Annotated in this window: 22 protein-coding genes; 15 read left to right on the top strand and 7 right to left on the bottom strand. The window is 53.0% G+C overall.

The genetic code is table 11. The annotated features are described in order from the left end of the window. Positions 1–10 precede the first annotated feature (10 nt). The 3 genes from HUN04_00930 to HUN04_00920 form a co-directional block, all read right to left on the bottom strand. The gene (locus tag HUN04_00930; protein WDP88384.1) at positions 11–1,303 is read right to left on the bottom strand and encodes an Hsp70 family protein; all 1,293 of its coding nucleotides are present in this window, start codon (positions 1,301–1,303) and stop codon (positions 11–13) included. 164 nt (positions 1,304–1,467) lie between these two features. Further along, a complete protein-coding gene (locus HUN04_00925) occupies positions 1,468–1,911 on the bottom strand; it encodes an arsenate reductase ArsC (GenBank protein ID WDP88383.1) in 444 nt (147 codons plus the stop codon). Positions 1,912–1,936: 25 nt separating this feature from the next. Further along, on the bottom strand, positions 1,937–2,137 hold the full coding sequence (locus tag HUN04_00920) for a hypothetical protein (GenBank protein WDP88382.1): 201 nt from the start codon (positions 2,135–2,137) through the stop codon (positions 1,937–1,939). A gap of 179 nt (positions 2,138–2,316) precedes the next feature. Here HUN04_00920 and HUN04_00915 point away from each other — a divergent pair, with 179 nt between their 5' ends. From HUN04_00915 to HUN04_00900, 4 genes are all read left to right on the top strand, one after another. Beyond that, positions 2,317–3,084: a threonine/serine exporter family protein gene (locus HUN04_00915; protein WDP88381.1), complete on the top strand. Its 768-nt coding sequence runs from the start codon at positions 2,317–2,319 to the stop codon at positions 3,082–3,084. An 11-nt stretch (positions 3,085–3,095) separates the two neighbouring features. Then, positions 3,096–3,560 carry a threonine/serine exporter family protein gene (locus HUN04_00910; protein ID WDP93113.1) on the top strand — a complete coding sequence of 155 codons (465 nt, stop codon included), beginning with the start codon at positions 3,096–3,098 and terminating at the stop codon, positions 3,558–3,560. 113 nt (positions 3,561–3,673) lie between these two features. After that, positions 3,674–5,182, top strand: coding sequence for a threonine synthase (gene thrC / locus HUN04_00905; GenBank protein WDP88380.1), 1,509 nt, complete (start codon positions 3,674–3,676; stop codon positions 5,180–5,182). 18 nt (positions 5,183–5,200) lie between these two features. Next, positions 5,201–6,130: a homoserine kinase gene (locus HUN04_00900; protein ID WDP88379.1), complete on the top strand. Its 930-nt coding sequence runs from the start codon at positions 5,201–5,203 to the stop codon at positions 6,128–6,130. Positions 6,131–6,200: 70 nt separating this feature from the next. On the opposite strand, the gene HUN04_00895 is transcribed toward HUN04_00900, so the two are convergent. Next, on the bottom strand, positions 6,201–7,607 hold the full coding sequence (locus HUN04_00895) for a sigma-54-dependent Fis family transcriptional regulator (GenBank protein WDP88378.1): 1,407 nt from the start codon (positions 7,605–7,607) through the stop codon (positions 6,201–6,203). Positions 7,608–7,616: 9 nt separating this feature from the next. Then, positions 7,617–10,271, bottom strand: coding sequence for a response regulator (locus tag HUN04_00890; protein WDP88377.1), 2,655 nt, complete (start codon positions 10,269–10,271; stop codon positions 7,617–7,619). A 643-nt stretch (positions 10,272–10,914) separates the two neighbouring features. Between HUN04_00890 and HUN04_00885 the strand changes: the two genes are divergently transcribed. Genes HUN04_00885 through HUN04_00875 form a run of 3 tightly spaced genes read left to right on the top strand, consistent with a single transcriptional unit; the run spans position 10,915 to position 15,304 of the window. Next, positions 10,915–12,609 carry an L-lactate permease gene (locus tag HUN04_00885; protein WDP88376.1) on the top strand — a complete coding sequence of 565 codons (1,695 nt, stop codon included), beginning with the start codon at positions 10,915–10,917 and terminating at the stop codon, positions 12,607–12,609. Positions 12,610–12,627: 18 nt separating this feature from the next. Further along, positions 12,628–14,010 carry an FAD-binding protein gene (locus tag HUN04_00880; protein WDP88375.1) on the top strand — a complete coding sequence of 461 codons (1,383 nt, stop codon included), beginning with the start codon at positions 12,628–12,630 and terminating at the stop codon, positions 14,008–14,010. A gap of 1 nt (position 14,011) precedes the next feature. Next, positions 14,012–15,304: a (Fe-S)-binding protein gene (locus HUN04_00875; protein WDP88374.1), complete on the top strand. Its 1,293-nt coding sequence runs from the start codon at positions 14,012–14,014 to the stop codon at positions 15,302–15,304. Positions 15,305–15,595: 291 nt separating this feature from the next. Here the strand turns inward: HUN04_00875 and HUN04_00870 are convergent, their stop codons facing one another. Beyond that, entirely contained in the window at positions 15,596–15,901 is a 306-nt protein-coding gene (locus HUN04_00870) for a MoaD/ThiS family protein (GenBank protein ID WDP88373.1), read from the bottom strand. Between the two features lie 103 nt (positions 15,902–16,004). After that, positions 16,005–16,373 carry a cupin domain-containing protein gene (locus HUN04_00865; GenBank protein WDP88372.1) on the bottom strand — a complete coding sequence of 123 codons (369 nt, stop codon included), beginning with the start codon at positions 16,371–16,373 and terminating at the stop codon, positions 16,005–16,007. A 304-nt stretch (positions 16,374–16,677) separates the two neighbouring features. On the opposite strand from HUN04_00865, the gene HUN04_00860 reads away from it, so the two are divergent. The 8 genes from HUN04_00860 (at position 16,678) to HUN04_00825 (ending at position 22,670) form a co-directional block, all read left to right on the top strand. Beyond that, on the top strand, positions 16,678–17,403 hold the full coding sequence (locus tag HUN04_00860; protein WDP88371.1) for a transporter substrate-binding domain-containing protein: 726 nt from the start codon (positions 16,678–16,680) through the stop codon (positions 17,401–17,403). Positions 17,404–17,580: 177 nt separating this feature from the next. Further along, entirely contained in the window at positions 17,581–17,994 is a 414-nt protein-coding gene (locus HUN04_00855) for an iron-sulfur cluster assembly scaffold protein (GenBank protein WDP88370.1), read from the top strand. A 221-nt stretch (positions 17,995–18,215) separates the two neighbouring features. Beyond that, complete coding sequence (locus tag HUN04_00850) at positions 18,216–18,614, top strand: response regulator (GenBank protein WDP88369.1); 399 nt, start codon at positions 18,216–18,218, stop codon at positions 18,612–18,614. A 2-nt stretch (positions 18,615–18,616) separates the two neighbouring features. Continuing rightward, the gene (locus HUN04_00845) at positions 18,617–19,867 is read left to right on the top strand and encodes a Tmc redox complex protein TmcD (protein ID WDP88368.1); all 1,251 of its coding nucleotides are present in this window, start codon (positions 18,617–18,619) and stop codon (positions 19,865–19,867) included. Between the two features lie 11 nt (positions 19,868–19,878). Further along, positions 19,879–20,538, top strand: coding sequence for a nitrate reductase (locus tag HUN04_00840; protein ID WDP88367.1), 660 nt, complete (start codon positions 19,879–19,881; stop codon positions 20,536–20,538). 31 nt (positions 20,539–20,569) lie between these two features. Then, complete coding sequence (locus HUN04_00835; protein WDP88366.1) at positions 20,570–21,898, top strand: (Fe-S)-binding protein; 1,329 nt, start codon at positions 20,570–20,572, stop codon at positions 21,896–21,898. A 65-nt stretch (positions 21,899–21,963) separates the two neighbouring features. Beyond that, positions 21,964–22,305 carry a cytochrome c3 family protein gene (locus HUN04_00830; GenBank protein WDP93112.1) on the top strand — a complete coding sequence of 114 codons (342 nt, stop codon included), beginning with the start codon at positions 21,964–21,966 and terminating at the stop codon, positions 22,303–22,305. A gap of 11 nt (positions 22,306–22,316) precedes the next feature. Further along, on the top strand, positions 22,317–22,670 hold the full coding sequence (locus HUN04_00825; GenBank protein ID WDP88365.1) for a response regulator: 354 nt from the start codon (positions 22,317–22,319) through the stop codon (positions 22,668–22,670). Positions 22,671–22,688 lie beyond the last annotated feature (18 nt).

Raw genomic sequence — 22,688 nt, 5'->3', positions numbered from 1 at the left:
CCGCAAGATATTAATTTAAAAGCTGTTTTCCATACAGCCCCAGTCCGTAGGCCACACTGGTGAAGGCATCCCCGGTGCGGATTTTGTCTGCCCCGATTTTTTCTGAAAAAATGGACCGGATCAACGGAATATGCGAGGAGCCGCCGGTGAGGAACACCACATCCACCTCTTCGGGGGCTAGGCCGGCTCCTGCCAGGGTATCGTCGATGCAGGTGCGGATCTCTTCCACTTCATTAATAATCATCTCTTCAAAATCACTGCGTGAAAGCAGATCCTCTATGGCCATGCCGTAGTCCTTGAAAACCAATGGCGCCTGGTCCTGTCCGGATAGCAGGCACTTAGTCTTTTCAATGGCCCGGAACAGAATATATCCGTAATTGGAATGGATAAGGGTTTCAAGGTTGGTCAGCAGCTTTTTGTCCCTCAGGCCCGCCCCCACTTTTAGCTCCTTAATATTGTCCAGGGTGACAGGCCTGCGCAGCTGTGGGATGAGATGCCATTGCATGAGTTTTCGGATGACCAGGGGGGAAAGCCCGGTCATATTGTCGCTGAACATGGATTTGACCTGGACATTCTTGCCATAGTAATCCGCCACCCGGTTGCGCATGATCTGGGAATCAAAACTGTCGCCGCCCACATAGACGCCGCCCACGGAAAGGATATCACCGGCCCGCGCTTCAAGGTTGCCTTTGCCCGTATTGCCGGCCCGGTGGATGGTGAAGTCCGAAGACCCCGCACCGAAATCCCCGACCAGAACGATCTCTTCTTTGCCGGCCGGAAGACTGTTCTCATAGGAAAAGGCCGCGGCAATGGGTTCCATCTGAAAGGTGATATTTTTAAATCCGGCCAGTTTCGCCGCCCGGATCAGCCGTTCCCCGGCAAGGGTCTCCCGCTCCCTGTCCTGGGAAAAAATGACCGGCCGCCCCAGAACCAGGTCTGAAACCGCTTTACCGATAAGGGCTTCGCCACGCTCTTTCATGATTTTGAGAAAAATACTGATCAATTCTTCAAGGGTGTAGTTCTGGCCGTAAATGGCTGTTTTTTCAAAGCCAGTGTCTGGAAGAAAGGTCTTTATTGACTGCATATAACGGCCTTCGGCCTCGGTGTCGATATACTGGGTGACCCCTTCATATCCCACATAGGAGGTTGTTTTTCCCTCTTCCTTGAGAAAATAGAGGATGGATTTCAGGGAATTTGAAATAGGGTTGCCCGGGTCCACGTCAAGCATCTTTACCTGGCCGTCCATGCATACGGACAGGGCTGAGTTTGAGGTGCCGAAATCAATACCGAATATGGGTGACATAATTTTTTTCCTGTAAGTGATTTAAAGCGCAAAGGATTGGGTATTTACAGGAAAATCTATGAATTGTAAACCTCTGTTTGGAATTCAGTTGCACCTGGACGATGGGATGTTCTGGATGGGGCGCCGGTTCTCCAGGCCAAGGGGCAGTTTCCCCCGCCTGTGGATCAGATAATATTCTGGGGCATTTTTTCGACAAATGCCCGGATTTCATCCCGGACGCTTCGGTAGCAATCCATCTGTCTTTCTTCACTTTCGCCTTTTTGGGCCAATTCCTCGGCCAGCCTGGGCGGGTCGTCAAATCCCACATGAATAACCCTGCACGGCCCGGGGAAATAGGGGCAGTTCTCATTGGCATGGCCGCAGACCGTTACCACCACATCCCAATCCCTGTGATCCAGTTCACTGACCAATTTTGAGGTGTGTCCTGATATATCAATCCCTGCTTCGGCCATCACCTTCACCGCATTGGGGTTGAGCCCGTGGGTTTCGATCCCTGCCGACCAGGCCTTTATTTTGTCTTTTTTGAGTGCATTGGCCCATCCCTCGGCCATCTGGCTTCTGCAGGAGTTGCCGGTGCACAGAAATAACACGTTTAATTTATGGGTCATGATGCGCCCTGGATTCCCTCATGCCTTAGGGGTTTATATCTTTTTTATCCGCTGCCCCGGCCGTTCCTGTGGAAAGGCGTACCCAGATGCGGAACCAGCAGGGGGAATAATCGTACCCGCTTTTACGATAATACCGGTAAATTTTGATTTCATAGCGGATATAAGCGGCCAGGTAAAGGCCGAAAAAAATTGCCGGAACAACGAGTATTAAGTATATAACAGCCATGTTCCACCTCCTCCAGGTCTTGGTAGGATCTTTGAAAAGGATAGCATTTCCGGTATTGTGTTGTAAATACAGGCCGCATAATTGTTTTCGCAGTAATTCCCGGTTTAAAATCGCGACTAAAAATGATATAGCTGCCTGCCGTTGAATAACGATTCTCCTTTATTTTATTGAGGTATTGAGTGGAAACAGAACAAAGAGCGGTATCAAGGCTGATTGCCCAGGCTGGCCGGATGCTGCTGGCCCATGGGGCCGAAAGTACGCTGGTGGGCAATATAATGAACCGGATCGGGAAGGCGGCCGGCATGGATGAGGTTGAGGTCTCCCTCTCCGCCAGTTCTCTGGTGGTGACCACCGTGGCCGGCGGCCATTGCATTACCACGGCCCGGCGCTGTGCCGACCGGGGCATCAACATGCGGGTGGTCACCCAGGTGCAGCGCACCTGTATCCTGATGGAGAAAGGGGTGCTGGACCATTCCGGGGCCCAGGAAAAATTGGACAGCATCTCCCCTGAACGCTATAACCGGTGGCTGGTGGTTGTGATGATCGGGCTCTCCTGTGCGTCCTTCAGCCGCCTGGCCGGGGGGGACTGGCTTGTATTCGGTGTGACTTTTATCGCCTCCGCCGCCGGAATGGTGGTGCGGCAGGAGATGGGATTCCGTCATTTCAATCCCATGCTTACCTTTGGAACCACTGCATTTGTGACCACCCTTATTTCTTCCCAGGCCATGATCTGTCACCTGGGCAATCTGCCCTTTGTCGCCACGGCCTCATCGGTGCTCATGCTGGTGCCGGGGTTTCCGCTGATCAACGCTGCCGCGGATATGCTAAAAGGCTATACCAATATGGGGGTGGCACGGTTTGTCATGGCCAGCCTGCTGACCCTGGCCACCAGCCTTGGAATTGTCGGGGCCATGATGCTCATGAATGTCAGGGGGTGGGTCGGATGATGAGTTCAGCGATGTCCTTTGCCATGGGCCTATTGAACGATATGGCCTTTGCGGCCGTGCCGGCGGTGGGGTTTGCACTGGTGTTCAATGTACCCAGGAATGCACTCGGCTATTGCGCACTGGGCGGCGCCTTGGGGCACGGCAGCCGTTTTTTGTTTATGGCATCCGGTATCCCCATTGAATGGGCCACATTGTTTGCCGCCTCACTGGTGGGAATGATCGGGGTATACTGGTCCCGCCGCTTCCTGGCCCATCCAAAGGTTTTTACCGTTGCCGCCGTGATTCCCATGGTGCCCGGGGTATATGCCTTCAAGGCCATGATCGCCCTTGTGGAAATCAATCACATGGGCTATACCCAGGAACTGGCCGGTGCCATTGCGGAGAATTTTTTAAAGGCCATGTTCATCATTGTGGGCCTGGCCCTGGGGCTGGCCATGCCCGGCCTGCTGATTTACCGGCGGCGGCCTGTCATTTAGCGCCTGTATCCAGAATCCGCGGGCGGCCGAAAGCGGTCTTGAATTGAATCCGTTAACACGGCCCCCGGCAATAAAAACTGTCTCCGAAGAGGCGAGTAATAAAGGAGGATTCCATGAGTGCCAACCACCCGATCCGGTTTACCAGCACCCGGGGAAAAATAGCACCTGTGGGGTTTGATTCAGCCGTACTCCAGGGGTTTGCCCAGGACGGCGGGCTTTTTGTGCCCGACCGCTTGCCGAAATTTTCCAGGGAAGATCTGGAAGAGATGCAGCACCTGGACTATATCCAATTGTGCAGCCGCATCCTTTCCGAATTCATTGATCCGGCCATTATCCCCACGCCCGACCTGGACCGGCTGATCCGTGAAAGCTTTAAAGGGTTCGGCCACCCGGATATCCTTCCGGTGGTTCCATGTCCAGGTCAGAAAGAGATGTACATCCTGGAACTCTTCCACGGACCGACCCTTTCCTTTAAGGATATTGCCATGGGATTCCTGATCCGGACCATGGACTATCTGCTGGCCCGGGAGGATAAACGGCTGAATCTGGTGCTTGCCACCACCGGAGACACCGGCCCGGCTGCCGTCCATGCAGCCGCCGGACGTTCCACCATCAACTGCTGGCCCCTGTTTCCCATCGGGATGATTTCCCCGGAACAGGAGGGGCAGATGACAGGCATACGGGCCGCAAACATACATCCTGTCGGGGTGACCGGCTGCCCGGACGGGGGCGACGACCTGGACCGGGTGGTGCTACGGCTGTTCAGTGAACCCGACAGGAAACACCGGCTGAATCTCTCCAGTGTCAATTCAATCAATTGGTGCCGGGTCATGGTTCAGTCCGTACACTATTTTTATGCCTATTTCCAAGTTAGCCGCCAGCAGGACGGGGGAAAAAGATGGAAGATCGGCGAGCCCTGTGTGTTTTCGGTCCCTTCGGGCGCCTTCGGCAACCTGTTCGCAGGGTACCTGGCCAGGGAAATGGGACTGCCCGTTGAAACATTTGTCTGTGCCGCCAATGCCAACCAGACCCTTTTTCGGGCCTTTACCCAGGGAATTTTCCAGCCCGGCACCCTGATCCCGACCTGCGCCTCGGCCATCGACATTGTCCTTCCCTATAATTTCTGGCGGTTCCTTTATTTTGCAACGGGGCGGCAGACCGGAAAAATCAATTTGTTGATGGATGCCCTGGAGGACAGCGGCGGATTTGAATTGGATGCCCGGACCAGGGCCGAAGTCAACAAAGGGTTTCAGGCTGTTTCCGTGGGCGATGAACTGATCCTGGACACCATTAAGGCCTTTGCCGGTTCCACAAAACGGCCCTACCTGCTGGATCCCCACGGGGCTGTGGCCCTGGCGGGCGCCCTTGAGACCAGGAAAAAGACCGGCCTGCCCGTGGTCTGCCTGGCAACGGCCCATCCGGCAAAATTCCCCCAAGTCATTGCCCGTGCCCTGGGCGCCGGCGGGGAAGGGCCGTTACCGGAAGGGGCCGTTCACCCGGCCCTCTCCCGGATACCGCAAAATAAAAAAAATCTTTCTGTCTGCGCCCTTGAAAACCTTGAAGATTATCTGGCAGGGGAGATAGGTGGCTATGCAGACAGGGGATACAAACCAAATCCATAAGAAAACCAGGAGATGTCATTGGCCGATTACACAAAATTAGATGTTAAGGACATCAACGATATTTTAGGCAGTTACGACCTGGGCCGGGCCGAAAAGGCGGTGCCCCTTTCCGGGGGACAGGCCAATTCTTCCTACCGGCTGAACCTTTCCAAGGGAAATTTCACCCTTTGTGTATGCGATGAAAAGACGCCTGACGAGGTTGAGGTCCTGACCCGGGTGCTGGATTATATTGACGCCGGCGGTTTCCCCTCCACCCGGGCTGTCCATACCGCAGAGGGCTCCAGTTTCATCATCCACGACGGAAAACCGGTGTATATAAAGGAATTCCTGCCAGGGAAGGTGGTCAGGGATCTGGACAGGTCCATGCTGGAACAGGTGGGAGACGCCATGGCCAAACTGCATGAGCTTGAGCCTCCTGCAGGCCTGCCCCAGGCCTTTCCTTACGGCCTCGGCCATTTTGATGAAGTCCTTGATTCCCAGGGGCTCTCCCATCCCTTCAAAGACTGGTTGGCAGAAAAGGAGACCTGGCTGAAAGGGGAACTGGACCCGGCCATGGCCCGGGGATTTATCCACGGTGATATATTCTGGGATAATCTGCTGTTCGACAAGGGCAGGCTGTCAGCGGTGCTGGATTTTGAAGAGGCCAGCCTGTATTATCTGCTCTACGATCTGGGCATGGCTGCTGTGGGCTGCTGCTCGGCCCGCGGCCAGTTTGACCGGGATAAAATCGACGGGATGCTCAGGGGATACCAGAACCGCCGTCCCCTGAGCCGACGGGAAAGGGAGCAGTTCATCCCGTTCCTGGTGTATGCGGCAACGGCGGCTGCCTTCTGGCGGTTCAGGCAGTATAACCTGCGCCATCCAGACCCGGACCTGGCCGACTATTATGAGGAACTTGCGGCTCTGGCCGACCAGGCCGGGGACCTTAAGATACCGGCCATACCCTGAACCCGGTTCAACGGTTTTTCAGGATGACCTGTCAGGCCAAGACACCGTAAAACCGGTGAATTTTCATAATCTATATGGCTATTTTGTATTTTTTCAACAGGCTGTAGAAGTGGGATTTTGACAGTCCTGACCACTCCAGAATGGTCCGGACATTGCCGTCTGCCGCATCGATAACACTTTCAAGATAACACCGTTCCATATCCTGCTTATAGGCTTTGAATCCAGGGAATTTCCCCTGGGAAAAGGCAGGGGCGGATCCGGGCAGGGGGGACGGCCTGTCCTGGGCCTGCCCCTTTTCAATGGAGGCCTTGGCCACCTGGATCCGGATGGTGCCGGGCAGGTGCATGGCATAGAGGGTGCCTTCGTTGCCCGAAGCCACAAAGGCCGTTTCCAGTACATTGAACAACTCCCGAACGTTGCCCGGCCAGGGATAGGCGTCCAGGGTATCGAAAAATCCCTGTTCAAATCCCTTTACCGGCAGGCCGTATTCATCGCAGAGCTGGTTGGTACGGTAGATGGCCAGGCGTTTGATGTCCTTTCCCCGCTTTCGCAGGGGGGGCAGATTGAGGTGGACGGTCTTAAGTCTGTACAGCAGGTCCTGGCGGAAGCTGCCCTTTTCCACCATGGCCTCAAGGTCGCGGTTGGTGGCGGCAATGAGGCGGAAATCGCTTTTTTCCTCAACGGTTTCGCCCAATGGCCTGAATTTTTTTTCCTGGAGCACCCGGAGAAATGATTTCTGGGTGGACAGGGGCATTTCCCCGACTTCATCAAGGAAAAGCGTGCCCCGGTGGGCCAGTTTGACCAGGCCGTCCCGCTTTTCCACCGCTCCGGTAAAGGCGCCTTTTTTATGGCCGAACAAGGTGCTCTCAAGCAAGGTTTCTGTGAGGGAGGCACAGTCCACGACAATAAATCCCTTTTTTTGGCGGGGGCTGTTGTGGTGGATGGTCTGGGCAAAAAGCTCCTTGCCCGTCCCGGTCTCGCCGGTGATGAGCACCGGGGCGTTGGACAGGGCGCCCTTTGCCATGGTTTCAAAGCATTGCCTCATGGCCGGAGATTCCCCGATGATCCGGGTAAGATCCAGGGCAACGGCCTGGTATTTGCTTTTTTTCTCCTCCCTGTAAGTCAGGGCCCGGGTCAGGCTCAGCCGGGTTTCTTTCACGGAGGTGGGCTTGACGATGTAATCCCATACCCCCTGGGCAATGGCGGTCTCCGCACCGTCCGGGTCTCCAAGACCGGTGATGATAAAAATTTCCGGAACGGAAAAGGCGATTTCCTTGATCCGGGGCAGGGCGGCCAGTCCGTCACCATCCGGCAGGCGGACATCCAGAAGCAGAATGTCAATTTCCTGGGTCCGGAGCAGTTCCATCCCCAGGGAGAGACTACCGGCGGAAAGAAAGTCGTGGCCCATGCGAAGGACCAGGCTTTCCATGGTTTCGCAGAAATTGTTATCGTCATCTATGATCAGTATCCGTGCCATATCCCCATCTTATATCACGTCGCCGATGGCCTTGGAAAGTGTGGTTTTATCATAGGGCTTTACAATAAATTCCTTGATATTGCCCGATTCCTGGCGGCTGAATTCCACATTCCGGCCCGAAACCATGATCACCGGGAGATCAGGCATTCTTTTTTTAAGCTCCTTTGCCAGGTCAAGGCCGCTGATTTTAGGCATGTCATAATCTGTGATCACCAGATCGTAATCCTGTGAGGAACGGTCCAGAATATCGAGGGCGACCACCGCACTTTCCGCTGGGAAGACTCGGTATCCAAGTTTTTCTATGATCCTGGGGACGCTTTCCCGCTGTTCCGGATCATCCTCCACAAATAGTATGCGCCCCTGGCCGGAGGTGCTGTTTTCTTCCGTCGGTAATTCCTCTTCACCCTCGTCATCCATCTTGGGAATGAGAATGGTAAACCGGGTCCGGTCAAATGGCCTGCTGGTTATGGAGATGCCTCCGTTGTGGCCCTGGACGATGCCGTGGACCATGGAGAGCCCCAGTCCGGTACCGATATTTTTCCCCTTGGTTGAAAAAAAGGGGTCAAAGATTTTATCCAGTATTTCCGGATCAATACCGGGCCCGTTATCAGACACGGTCAGCGCCACATAATTGCCTTCCGGGACATTGAGCGGCTTTATGCCGGTATCGGATGTATTGCCGTTTTCGACCACCCGGTCCCTGAGCATGACCTCCAGGCGTCCGCCCATGCCGCCCATGGCCTGGAAGGAATTGGTGCACAGGTTCATGACCACCTGGTGGATCTGGGTGGCATCCCCCTGGCACCAGAATTCATTCTGTCCGATATCCGTGACCACCTCTATATTGCCCGGCAGGGAGGTTTCAACAAGGGCCATGGCATCGGCAACCACCCTGGAAATATTCATTTTCCTGAATCTCACGTGGCCGGGCCGGCTGAAAGTGAGGATCTGCTTGACAAGGGCGGCACCCCTTCTTCCCGCCGACAGTACCCGTTCAAGATCTTTCCGGGTCATGGAATTCTCGGGTACGTCGTCAATGGCCAGTTCTGCCGAATTGATAATGGAAGTAAGTATATTATTGAAATCATGGGCAATGCCCCCGGACAATATTCCAAGGGCCTCCATTTTCTGGGCCTGGGCCAATTGTTTTTTCAGATTTATTTTTTTTGTGGTGTCCTCGGCCGTGCTCAGAACGCCTGCCACCTGTCCATTCTTGTCGATAATGGGAATTTTGTTGATTTCAAGCCATATCTGCTCCTGGCTGCGGCGCTGGATTTTAACCAGCTTGGCATAGCAGGGGGTGGCGGTTTCCAGGATTTCCCTGCCCCGCTGCCTGGATGCCTCGGCCGTATAAACCAGGTCCGGTACAGATGAAATGTCCTGTCCAATGATGGTTTCCTTGTCTCGGACATTGAAAAAATCCAGAAAGGACTGGTTGACATCCACCAGTTTCAGGTCCCGGTCCTGCCAGAAAACCAGGTGGGGGATACTGTCAAAGATCAGGCGCAGCTGCTTTTTAGAGGCCTCCATGGCCAGGTTGGCCTTTTTTTTCTGGTCCATGTTCAGGACCAGTAGGAGGACTAAACCGGCTAAAACCGCCATGACACCGATAATCCCCCAGAAAAGCTGACGGTTGAGCCGGTAAAAATTATATGGCTGGTTGATGAGCCGGCTGTTTTCCGGCAGCAGGGAGGTATCCACCTTGAATCGTTTAAGCACCTGGTAATCAAAGACATAGGCATGGCCGCCCCGGGTTTTTACCGGAATAGTATCGGGGTTTTCCCCGTTAAGGATTCTAAGGGCCACACCGGCTGCTGTTTTTCCGTGCTCTACCCCGGAGGCCAGTTTGCCCCCAACAATGCCGGTGCCGGCCAGGAATACCCATGAACTGTAAACCGGCAGGTTGACGGCATTGCAGACCATGCGGCAGATCTCCTCTGAACCGTAGAAGATGCCGTTGCTTTCTTCATATCCCGGCACGGTGTAAATCAGGGTGTCCGGCGGCAGATCATTGAAATAGGACCGCTTCCCGGCGATTAACTCTTCAATACGGAATCCTGTGATAAAGGAGATGGGAAAGTCAATTTTATCCTTTTCAATGGTCTCTTTGATTTCACGTATAATCGCCTCGGAGGTGACGCTGTTGTTGCCGATGACCATCATCTGCCGGGCATTTGGATGCAGCTTCCGGGCAATTTCAAGATTGCTGCTGAAATCCACGCTTTCGGCAATGCCGGTGATTCCCTTTCTGCCCTGGATCATTTCCGGACGATAGTTATTAAGGCCGCAGAAAACAATGGGGACACCAGCAAAAAGGGCTTTCCTGTGGGCGATGGCAAATTCAAAGGCCGCATTGTCCGAGGTAATGACCACGTCAAACCGGTCATCCCTGTATTTATTCTTCAGAAAATTATATACGGTTTCCCGCATGGCGGCAGTACTGTACTGCTTTGTATCCAGGTACTCCACCTGGAAATTCAAGTTCTGAATCTCCCTGGGCAGTACGAGACGGATGCCCTTCAGGATGCCGTCGGACCAGGCATATCCGTTGTGGTAGGAATTCAAGTATAAAATCCGCTTGTCTGCCAGGTTTGCACCCATGGCGCCGGATCCGGCGAACAGCAGCACAGCGATGATCGTAAGAACGTATTTAAATAAGCCCATATTGGTTTGCCTTGATAAAAATAATTGGTTCAGTTTACCCGAAAAACAGGTGCTGAGGCAAGATGGCAAGTTTCATGCCATTAAATTTGACTGCATTGCTGCGGGAATCCTAAAAAAATCGGAGCCGAGGTGGGATAAACCGGGGCAAGGGATATACCAGAATTCTATAATCGGCAGGAACCCCATGAGTCCGAAAAAACAGACTACATTCATAACCGCAGGAATATATAGGAATATTCTATGAGGCCGGGGGGCAAACCCATTTTAATGGTCTGTTTTTTCGGACCATTGGTGCCCGGTATTCCATGATTTTTTATCCAAAAAAATGGATAATTTTCCAATTAATGCATGATTACAAGACCTTATAAACGATGGCACGGAATCTGTAACGGGGGGCATGCGTTGATTAATTTTTAATCTAAAAGTTGCAGGTGTCTTTGGGTACTGAATATGGGACAGGAAAACAACGCGCGGGTACCCTGCCAAAAGATGCTCCCGGAGGGGGTTCACTGTTTTAAACCAAACTGCCTGAAAACAGGCTGGGAATGATATTGAATTCCAATATAACACGATACCTTGTTCTTTATCATTTAGAATTTAAAACAGTGAATGCAATTTTTAGGTTCACTTAAAAGGAGGAAAAATGTCTCTCGGTTTGCTTGCGTTTGTTGCCTTTATCCCAATTGCCATCGTTTTGATTTTCATGGTGGGTCTGAGATGGCCTGCCACCAAAGCCATGCCCCTGGCCTGGCTGGCCTGTGCCATTATCGGTGCCGCTATCTGGAAAATGCCGGCCGGCCTGGTCGCAGCAGCCACCCTCAGCGGTTTCGGCAGCGCCATAAACGTCCTGATCATCGTATTCGGCGCGATTCTGATTCTTTATACCCTGCGGGAAAGCGGGGCAATGGAGACAATTTCCTACGGCTTTACCACCATCTCCCCGGACCGCCGGGTACAGACCATTATAATCGCGTTTTTATTCGGGGCCTTCATTGAGGGGTCTGCCGGATTCGGCACCCCTGCTGCCATTGGCGCCCCTCTGCTGCTCGGCCTTGGGTTTCCTGCACTGGCTGCCGTCTGTGTCTGCCTGATGCTCAACTCCATACCCGTGACCTTCGGGGCGGTGGGCACCCCCATCTGGTTCGGCCTTAAAACCCTGAAAACAACTGTTGAACAAGCCATTGCCGCCGACGGCGCCTCAGGTGCAGTCGCTTCCTTTGACGCCTTCATGAAAGACGTGGGCATATTTTCAGCCTTGACCCACGGAGTGGTTTCCTTTCTGCTCCCCCTGTTTGTTGTCTGCTTTCTCACCCGGTTTTTCGGCAAGAATAAATCCTGGAAAGAAGGGATGGGGGCATGGAAATTCGCCATGTTCGCTGCCGTCTGCTTCTCTCTTCCCTATCTGTTCACCGCATTGGTATTCGGCGTTGAGTTCCCCTCCCTTCTGGGCGGCCTGCTGGGCCTTGCACTGGTCGTTGCCGGTGCCAAGAAAAAAATGTTCCTGCCCAAGGATGTATGGGAGTTTGGAGAACGCGCCGCCTGGGAAAAAGACTGGGTGGGAGAGATCCAGCCCGGTTCCAACAACCTTACACCCAAAATGGGCCAGGTCGCTGCATGGATGCCCTATGTCCTCATTGCCGGCCTCCTGGTGCTCACCCGTATCGGATCCCTTCCCTTTAAAGGCTGGGTCACCTCCTGGGTGATTTCATTTCCCCATATCCTGGGCTTTGAGACCGTCAACTTTGCCATGAAACCGCTTTACCTTCCCGGTGTGGTGCCTTTCATGCTGGTTGCTGTCATTACCATTTTTCTCCACAGGATTCCTGCCGGCAAGGTCAAGACGGCCTGGAAAGATTCCATTGTAAAAATGAAAAATCCAACCATTGCCATGCTTTTTGCCGTGGCCATGGTAGAGATCCTCAAGCAGTCCGCCAACGGGGCAGGGGGATATTCTTCCATGCCCCTGACCATGGCAGAGTTCGTTGCCGGAATCACCGGCGCGGCATGGCCGGTGATGGCCTCCTACGTGGGGGCGCTGGGTGCATTTATCACCGGGTCCTGCACCGTGTCCAATCTCCTGTTTGCCGATTTCCAGTACGGGATTGCATCCAAGATCGGTTCCAGCCATGAGATCATTGTGGCCATGCAGGCTGTGGGGGCCGCCATGGGCAATATGATCTGTGTGCATAATGTCGTGGCCGCATCCGCTACCGTGGGCCTGGTGGGGATGGAAGGCACCATTATCCGCCGCACCATGATCCCCTGTATCCTCTACGGCATTATCGCCGGCGGTCTTGCCCTGGCTTACATTTACATTATTTTCCCCGGTACGTTTTAATTGGAAAGGATATTATAAATGCTTTCAAAATCTTTAATTACCGAGTTTGAAAATATCTGCGGCAAAAACGGGGTGATGACGGCCGAGGTGGACCGCCAGAATTATTCCTACGACGCGGCTGTACTTGATCCGGTCTCTCCCGCGGCTGTAGTCCGGCCCGGGTCGACAGAGGAAATCGGCAAGGTTCTGGCCCTGTGTAATGAAAACGGTGTGCCCGTTACCGTAAGAGGGGCAGGCTCCAACCTTTCCGGCGGCACCATTCCCATGAAAGAAGGGATTGTGCTTCTTACCAACAGAATGAACCGGATCCTGGAAATCAACGAAGCCGACATGTATGCCCGGGTTGAACCCGGCGTGGTCACCGCCGCCCTGGCGGCCGAGGTTGCGGGCAAGGGCCTGTTTTACCCGCCCGATCCGGGGTCCCAGGCGGTGTCAACCATCGCCGGCAACGTGGCTGAAAATGCCGGCGGCCTGCGGGGCCTTAAATACGGGGTGACCAAGGATTATGTCATGGGGGTGGAATTCTTTAGTGCCCAAGGAGACCTGGTCACCAGCGGGGCCAAAACCGTAAAATGCGTCACCGGGTATAACCTGGCCGGACTGATGACGGCTTCTGAAGGCACCCTGGGGGTGTTCAGCGAAATTACCCTGAAGCTGATTCCGCCCCCGAAAGCCTCCAAGGCCATGATGGCCATCTATGATACCGTTGAGGACGCCACCCAGACCGTTGCCGCCATCATAGCGGACAAAATCGTTCCCTGCACCCTGGAACTGATGGATAATTTCACCATCAACGCGGTTGAAGATTTTGCAAAAGTCGGGCTCCCCAGGGATGCAAAGGCTCTGTTGCTCATCGAGGTGGACGGCCACCCCGGAGAGGTGGCCGAGGACGGCGCCCGTTTGGAGGAAATCTGTAAAAAAATGGGTGCCCGGAAAATCCAGGTGGCCCAAAATGAGGCTGAAAAGGAAAAGGTATGGGAAGCCCGCCGTGCGGCACTATCTGCCCTGGCACGTCTTAAACCCACGCTGGTACTGGAAGACGCCACCGTACCCCGGAGCAAGATTCCGGCAATGGTTTCAGCCATCGAAGGCCTGGCTAAAAAATATGATCTTTCCATCGGTACCTTCGGCCATGCCGGTGACGGTAATCTCCACCCCACCATTTTAACGGACCGCAGGGACACTGCACAATGGCACAAAGTGGAGCAATGCGTCAGCGACCTCTTTGATGCGGCCCTGAACTTGGGGGGGACCCTCTCCGGAGAGCACGGCATCGGCATTGCCAAGGCCGGTTTCATGAAAAACGAGGTGGGCCAGTCGTCCATTGATTTTTCACGGACCATGAAGGCAGCCATAGATCCCAATACCATTCTTAACCCCGGAAAAATCATAGGAATGTAATATGTCGGATTTAAATGCACTGGCAAAATGCCTGAAAGATATAGAAAACCAGCTGACCGACTGCATGAAATGCGGGATGTGCCAGGCGGTCTGTCCGGTGTTTAAAGAGACCGGTGATGAAGGGGATGTGGCCAGGGGGAAAATTTTCCTTCTTGAACGCCTGTCACAGGAACTGCTCACCGACGCCAAAGGGGCCAAGGCCCGGATCGAAAAATGCCTCATGTGCGGTACCTGTGCGGCCAATTGTCCCAGCGGGGTGAAGATTCTTGAGATTTTTCTCAAGGCCCGTGCCGCCCTCACCGAGTACCTCGGGCTTTCCCCTGTGAAAAAGCTCATTTTCAGGGGAATGCTTAAACACCCGGAACGTATGGACACTTTGGTCACGGCGGCGTCAAGGTTCCAGAACCTGGGGACATCCAAGGCTGATCCTGCCCTGGGCACGAGATGCTCAACGCTGTTGTCCAATATCATCGGGGAACGGCATTTTCTGCCCCTGGCGAAAAAACCGTTCCATAAAATCTGCACATCGCTGGATACGCCGGCCGGTAAATCCGGCCTCCGGGTGGCATTTTTCCCAGGCTGCGTCACCGACAAGATGAATCCGGAAATCGGGGAGGCCGTATTACGGGTGCTCAACCACCACGGTGTGGGTATTTTTATGCCCAAAGGGCAGGCCTGCTGCGGCATCCCAGCCCTTGCCTCGGGAGAACAACATACCTTTAACAGTTTGTTGTCCCATAATGTGGACCTGTTTGAAGCCGGGGATTTTGATTATTTGATCACCCCCTGCGCCACTTGTACGGCCACCATTAAGGAGATCTGGCCCATGATGGCGCCGGAAAACTCAAAGGCCAGATACCGTGCCGGGCAGTGGGCCGAAAAAACAATGGATATCAGCCAGTTTTTGGTGGATGTTCTGAATGTGGCACCGGCCGGGGCCGATAAGGCAGCAGTGAAACAGGTCACCTACCACGACCCCTGCCATTTGGAAAAATCTCTTGGAGTCAGCCGGCAGCCCAGGCAGCTCATCAAGGCCAGTGCCGACTGCGAACTGGTGGAAATGGCCGGCGCCAATACCTGCTGCGGAAACGGCGGCAGTTTTAATCTGCAGAACTACAGTCTGTCCAAGTCCATCGGCATGAAAAAACGGGACAGCATCCTGGCCACCGGCGCCGGTGTGGTGGCCACCTCATGTCCGGCCTGTATGATGCAGATCCGGGATATGCTCTCCCAGAACCATGACAAGGTTACGGTGAAGCATGTCATCCAAGTGTATGCAGAAACCCTGGAATAACCGACAATACAGATAATTGACGCGCCCAATTTAGAATAAGCAGGATAAACAATAATGGAAAAAAAGTTTGGTCTGGCCGGCAGAATTAAAAACATCCTTTTTATGGGATGGTTCACCGGCATCTGGGGGATCCTTGGATTTGTGATCCTTCTCAATACCACGCATTAAACCGATAAAAAGGCCCGGATTATTCACATGATAATCCGGGCCTTTTTTATTTTCCCGTCAATTTCACCACCGTTTTTTTCGTTAATATTTTATCATTAACCTTTTTCCATTGATCGATTCTCATTAATCAGTGCCGGAGGAGGACTGGTTTTCAGGGTTTTTAAATCCCAGGAATACCCGGTATGGCCCCGGCGTTCCCTGGGGGACAAAGGCCAGCCTGTCCCCGTCACGGATGGGGGTGTCAAAGGGGACAACCTTACCGTTGAGAAAGACCACCTCAACCTCGTCTTTCCCCAGCCCCATCTGCCTGATCAAATCGGCCGGGGTTGAATCCTTGGCTATCTCAAGCTGTGCATTTTGATAGGCTATCTGCTTTTTTTTCAGTTTTTTCTGTAAAAAAGAAAACGCGTTAAATGTAATGGTCGGCATGCTGATCTCCGTTTTGGGTTAACTGGGTGATATTAGCACAAAAGCGGAAAATCGCCTATGGTCTTCAGGCCAGAGGCTGAATAATCATAAACAGCCCATGCCTTCAGCCTTTTTGTATCCCCACAGGCTGTTTCACCACGGTAAGCAGCATTTTGAACCGCTGCCGGGCATAAACGGCATGGGGCACATTGGCCGGCATGACGATAATCTGCCCGGCGCTAACCTCTGTCACCTTGCCGTTGATGGTGATTCTGGCCGTTCCGTCCAGGACCTGAACCATGGCATCGCCGGGAGAGGTATGGGCCGAAATTTCCTCACCACGGTCAAAGGAAAAACGGGTGATGTTGACATGGGGCTTGGCAGCAAAGGTTCGGCTTACCACGCGTCCTTCTTCGTAATCCACCAGGTCTTTGATGTCCACCGCCCGGGAGAACTCTATATTTTTGATCAGGCTTTTTTGTGAATCAGCCATTTTGAATTTCCTTTTCTTTTTGGTTATCCGTTAATGCATATTATATTTTTTGGGAACGCCTGGAATTGATCCAAATCAAGAATCAATGAATTAATCCGCCGCCATTGACAAGCCCAGTATAATTGGCGTAAATTTACAATTACATCCCTTTGCTCCATCTCCGTGGTTATTACGATTTTCAAGCCGGCTTTCCTTGGGTCAGACAGGCGGGCGTGGAAATCGGAACCGGATATAAGATTCGGTCAGGATTTAAATTCGTGGCCGCTCAGCCAACCCCATTAACCGCAAGGAAAGGATGACATCCATGAAAAAAAAGATCGTATTTTTGGTGTTCGGAATTTTTCTATTGGGTACGATACCCTGTTTCGGCGAAACCATCACCCTGGCCACAGGGGAATGGGCCCCTTTCATCGGGGAAACCCTGGACGGATACGGCCTGCACAGTAAAATCATCAAAAAAGTATTCAAGGAAATGGGGCATGAGGTCCAATTTGAGTTTATGCCTTGGAAGCGGGTGTGGGAGCTGACCAAAAAAGGGGAGTATGTGGCGACGTTTACCTGGTCCAAAACCAAGGACCGGGTGGACCAGATGCTATACCCGGTAAATGAGCTTTCCCTGTCAAAAGAGGTGGGCTTTTATAAAAAATCCAGATTCCCCGACGGCCTGAAGGTCAAAAGCCTGGATGATTTAAAGGCGCAGAATTTAAAGGTGGTCGGCATTGCCTCCTATTGGTATGAAGAAGAGTTGAAAAAAAGGGGCGTCAAGCTGCATGTTGTTTCAACGGGCGCACTGGCCTGGAAAATGCTTAATGCCGGGCGTGCCGATCTCATGATTGAAAATATAGATGTGGGAAATGCCGAGGCCCAGACAACCCTGGGCAAGGGGAAAAACGAAGATTTCGGCAACACCGCTCCCTTGAAAACCCAGAAAATGTACCTGGTTTTTTCCAGGGTCCATCCAAAAAGCAAGGCGCTGTTGAACGAATTTGATGCGACCGTGTCAAGACTCAAAGCCGAAGGGGCTCTCTGAGAACTCGCTTTAAGCGTTTGAAAATTAGAGAAATTCCCCGGGAATAAGAATTTTTCCGGGGGAATTTCAATTAGTTTTTTCGGCTCAGCGACATTTATTCAAAATTCTGGTATATTTCTCCGTTGTTTAAGGTGGATTAATCCATCGGTTTATAACCGTCACTTACGGAGGACAATTGTGGAAGACCAGGATTTTTGGAACAGGCACTCCCTTCAGTTCCTTGAAATGGCATATAAGGCAGATCACAGGGAACGGATTGAAAACCCCCATGGCTACGGTTCCCGGACAGGGGAGTGCGGTGACAAAGTGGAATTCTTTATTATGGTGGACAAGGGAAAACTCGATATTATCTCCTTTGAAGTGGACGGTTGCCTGCACACCACGGCCTGCTGCAACACCGTTGTTCATATGGCAAAGGGAAAGACGCCGGACCAGGCCTGGGAAATTACCCCGGACCAGGTGGCCGAGTATCTTGAAACCCTGCCAGACGACCATTATCATTGCGCAGAACTCTCCCTGGGTGGGTTTTACTTGGCGCTGACCGACTATCGTAACCGGATTGCCGGAGGAAACAGGCCCTCTGAAATATAAATTTTCCTATTTTTCTTAATTTTTCAAAAATACGGATTCCAAAAATTAGCAACCTTTCCAAAAACCAGCAGGGCCACCGCTATTAAGGAAGTCCTTGGGTGTTTAATCCTTTTTAATTCAGCCTGTTAAAAAACTATATTGGGGGTGGTATGGTTTCTGCAATATACTAAGGAAGGTAGGCGGTAAAGCCAGAAGCAACCTAATTGCAGGGGGATTGGAACATGTCTGAAAAACAGCGGCTGCGCATCATGCTCATCGACCAGGATAAGCATGTCAGGGAGTCCTTGAAGGTTTTTTTTGATACGTCCAGCACCCATTGCCTGATTTTCAAAACTGCACAGGAGGGGCTTAACGCGCTCAAATACCAGCGTGTGGATGTTGTGGTATCGGATTATTTTCTGCCGGATATGGACGGTGTCCAGTTTTTCAGGCAGGCTGCCCTAATTCAGCCGGGCGTTACCCGGATCCTGATGGCCACCATTACCACCGATGACCTGGAGCAGGAAATACAAGAAGCCGGGATTGACCGGTTCATTGAAAAACCTTTAACTGTGGCCTCACTGGACACTGTGATCGGAGAATTGGAAAACGTCAATTTTTCTAACCCTAGTCGGAGATAAATATGGAAGAAAAACAATCATGGGACTGGAGCACCCAACTCAAAGAGATACCGGTGAAAGAATGGGAATCCCGCTTCAATTGGGTGGAGGATCCCTGTATTACGCCGGACGGAGAGTCCGTAGCCGCCATCGTCAATGTGGATGAAATGGCCTTCGGGATCTGTGTCAACGGCGAACTCTGGGAGGGGGAACATGAAAAGGCCTGGAGCCTGAAGGCTATGCCCGACGGGCGTCTGGCCGTCTGCGCCTGCCAGGATGAAGAATGGTCCCTGGTGGTGGACGGAACGCCCTGGTCCAATCAGTTTGATTTTATCTGGGACCTGAAGGCCAGCCCCGACGGCAGCATCGGTCTTGCCTTCCAGCGTGACATGGAATACGGCATGGCCGTGGAGGACCAGCCCTGGGAGGAAAATTTTGAGCAGATTACCCAGATGGTCCTGGGCCGGGGGGGGAAAACCGCTGCCGTGGTACAGGTGGACTCCATGGCGGCCGCCGATGTGGACGCTTTTTCCAAGGGGCTGTTTTCAGTTGCCGTGAATGGAGAGGCACTGGAAGAACGTTTCCTGAACATCTGGGACCTCTGCTTTGACCAGGACGGTCAATCCATTGCCTGGGCCGCACGTTTCGATCGGGAAAAATACGGCATTGCCGTGGACGGAAAGCCCTGGGATGGCCGGTACCAGGCGGTATGGCGGCCCATGTTCTGCAACGGGGACGGCGGCAGCAAATCCGTGGTCGCACCGGTGCGGACCGGCGGTAAATGGTATCTCTACAAAGACAACCAGCCCCTATGGGCCAGCGGCTATGAGAATATCTGGCGCCTGGCCGGAAATGCAGCCAATACCGACATTGCCGCAGTGGTGGCCACCACCTTCGGCAGGTGGAGCGTGGCCAGAAACGACAGGCCATGGACACTGAGTTGGGACACCATGGTCAGGGACATCTATTTCTCCGGGGACGGCAGCAGCCTTGCCGCCGTATTCAAGAATAACGGCGTATGGGGGGTGGCCCAGGATGACAAGGCCTGGCAGCTTTCCTGCGACAAAGTGTTTACACCGGATATGACCGCCGACGGTTCCGTAGTGGCGGTGAGCTATGAAAAAGACGGCCGGTTCTTCACTGCCGTGAACGACAAGGTGGTGACCGGACCCTATGAATACATGGCCGATCCCGTGGTCAGTCCGGAGGGAGACAAGGTCCTGGTCAAGGGAATTGAAGACGGGATTTACAAACGGCGCATTATCGCTCTGTAAGGAGAATAAAAATGAACGGATTTATTGATTTTATCATGGGGCCCATGGTCTGGATTTCCTTCCTGGTCTTTTTCGGGGGACTATGCTGGAAACTGGCCGCAGTTATCCGGGAGATCAGGGAAACAGAGCCCTATATTTTTACCTATCTGACGCTGTTCCACAGCCTGCGGTCCATCGGCGCTTGGCTCATCCCGTTTTTCCCCCGGTCCACCCGGCAGCAGCCCATATTCTACGGGATCTCCTATGTCTTCCACCTGGCCTTGTTTGCGGTGCCCATTTTTCTTTCCGCCCATGTGGTGCTGGTTGAGGAGGCATTCAATATCTCCTGGCCCGTACTTAACGACGGCCTGGCGGATCTGCTCACCGTGGTCATCATCGCCGCTCTGGTGTTTTTCGGCGGACGCAGGATCATGGTTCCGGAAATCAAGTTTCTCACCTCGGCCAAGGATTTTGTGCTGCTTTCCATCGTCCTGCTTCCTTTTTTGACCGGATTTCTTGCCTATCACCAGGTCGTTGCCTACCGGTGGATGACCATCATACATATTTTAACCGGTGAGTTTATGTTGATTATCATACCTTTTTCACGGCTGGCGCATATGATCACCGCCCCCCTGACCCGGGCCTATACCGGATCGGAATTCGGCAACGTCAGACACGCACGGGACTGGTAATATTTACAAGGAGAACAAGGAGCCATCAGCCATGGAAAATAAAACAATGGAAAAAGCGACAGACCCGGCGGTCGAGGCAGGCCTTGAACGGCTGACCCGTGACCGGATTATCAATACCATCAACCAGGTTCTGGAAAAGGAAACCGGTGCCCGGTTCAAGACCTATGTGGAAACCTGTATGCGCTGCGGCCTCTGCGCCGACGCCTGTTCCTATTTTCTGTCCAATGACAGGGACCCGAGCTACTCCCCGGCAGCCAAGGTGAAACAGACGGTCTGGGAAATGATCGATAAAAAGGGAGATGTATCCAAGGATTTCCTGAGACGGGCCGTTCACATCTGCCACCTGGAGTGCAATGTATGCCGCCGGTGTTCAATGTATTGTCCCTTCGGCATCGACATCGCCTATATGATGCTCATGGTCCGCCGGATCTGCCACAAACTTGAGATCACCCCCCAGTACATCCAGGATACGGTGAACTCCCATTCCGTGACCCTGAACCAGATGTGGGTGAAAGAAGACGAATGGATCGACACCCTCCAGTGGCAGGAAGAGGATGCCAGGGAGGAATTCGAAAACCTGCGTATCCCTCTGGACAAACGGGGTGCAGACCTCATGTACTCGGTGATTGCGCCGGAACCCAAGTTCCAGGCCGGCCTGATCTACCAGGCCGCCGTGATGATGCATGCCGCCGGCATGAACTGGACCATGCCATCCATGCCGGGCTGGGACAATTCCAACATGGCCATGTACACCGGGGACAACGAAATCTCCGGGCGTATCGCCAGGACCTTTTATGAAAAGGCCGCCGAACTCGGGGTCAAGCGCATCGTCATGGGGGAATGCGGCCATGCATTCCGGTCCATCTACGATGTGGGCAACCGATGGGTCTCCTGGGGCATGCCGCCCTTTGAGGTGGTCCATGCACTGGAATTCTACCATGAACTGCTCACCCAGGGCCGGATTACCATAAAAGAAAAATACGGTAAAAAGGTCACCCTCCACGACCCCTGCAACGTATCCAGGGGCAGGGGGCTCCACGACATGGCCCGGCGGGTGGTGAACATGATCTGCGATGATTTTGTTGAAATGACTCCCAACCGGGAGCATAACTACTGCTGCGGCGCCGGAGGCGGCGTCATCAACTGCGGCCCACCCTACAAGGGCGAACGCATGGTAAACAACCGGGTCAAGGCGGAACAATTGAAAGCAACCGGTGCCGAGGTGCTCATTGCCCCATGCCACAACTGCCATTCCGGCCTGGAGGATATTGTCCACCACTACGAACTTGGTATGGAAGTTAAATTCCTGGGAGACATCATTTTCGAAACCATGGATAAAAAAGTATATAAAGGCAAATAAACCGGGAGAAAAAGATGAAAACAAAGATTATTACCCTAGCGTTTATCCTCTTGACCCTGGTAACAATGGGGCTTGCCGTGGGCCAGGATGAAGAGAGTGAACAAAGCCGCATTGACGCCTCGGCCTTTGACACCCTAAAACGGCCTGCGGCCTTGTTTGACCACGATACCCACAATGAAGCCGCCGGAGTTGAAGACTGCGAGGTCTGTCACCACGTCTGGGAAAACGGCAAAATTGTGGAAGGGGAGTCCAGCGAGGACAGCCCCTGTTCCGAGTGCCACAGCCTTAAAGCGACGCCTGAAAACAAAATGGCCCTGGCCAATGCATACCATACCCAGTGCAGAACCTGCCATATTGACAAGGGAAAAGGACCGCTGCTCTGCGGCGAGTGCCACAAAAAAGAATAAGGAGGCCTGCAATGACAAAAAAAATAATGATTGTAGACGATGATCCGGCCATTACCCGCTATCTGGACGCCCTGTTTCAGGACAACGGATATGACACCTGCATTGCCCAGGACGGTAAAGACGCCTTTGACGTGTTCCAGGCAAATTCCCCGGACCTCATCACCCTGGATCTGGAAATGCCCGAAGAGTGGGGTCCCAGGTTTTTTAGAAAAATTTCGAAAATAAAGGGGTTCTCAACACCGGTTGTGGTTATTTCCGGCCTCTCAGGCCGCAAATACTCCATTCCCAAAGCCGAGGCTTTTTTTGCCAAACCCTTTGACAAGGATGAATTATTGAAAACCGTTAACCAGATTCTCACTGGTTAGTGGCCACGACCCATACGG

Origin of the sequence: Desulfobacter sp., from assembly GCA_028768525.1 — a bacterium.
Classification (GTDB): domain Bacteria; phylum Desulfobacterota; class Desulfobacteria; order Desulfobacterales; family Desulfobacteraceae; genus Desulfobacter.
This window is presented reverse-complemented; position numbering and strand designations above follow the sequence as displayed.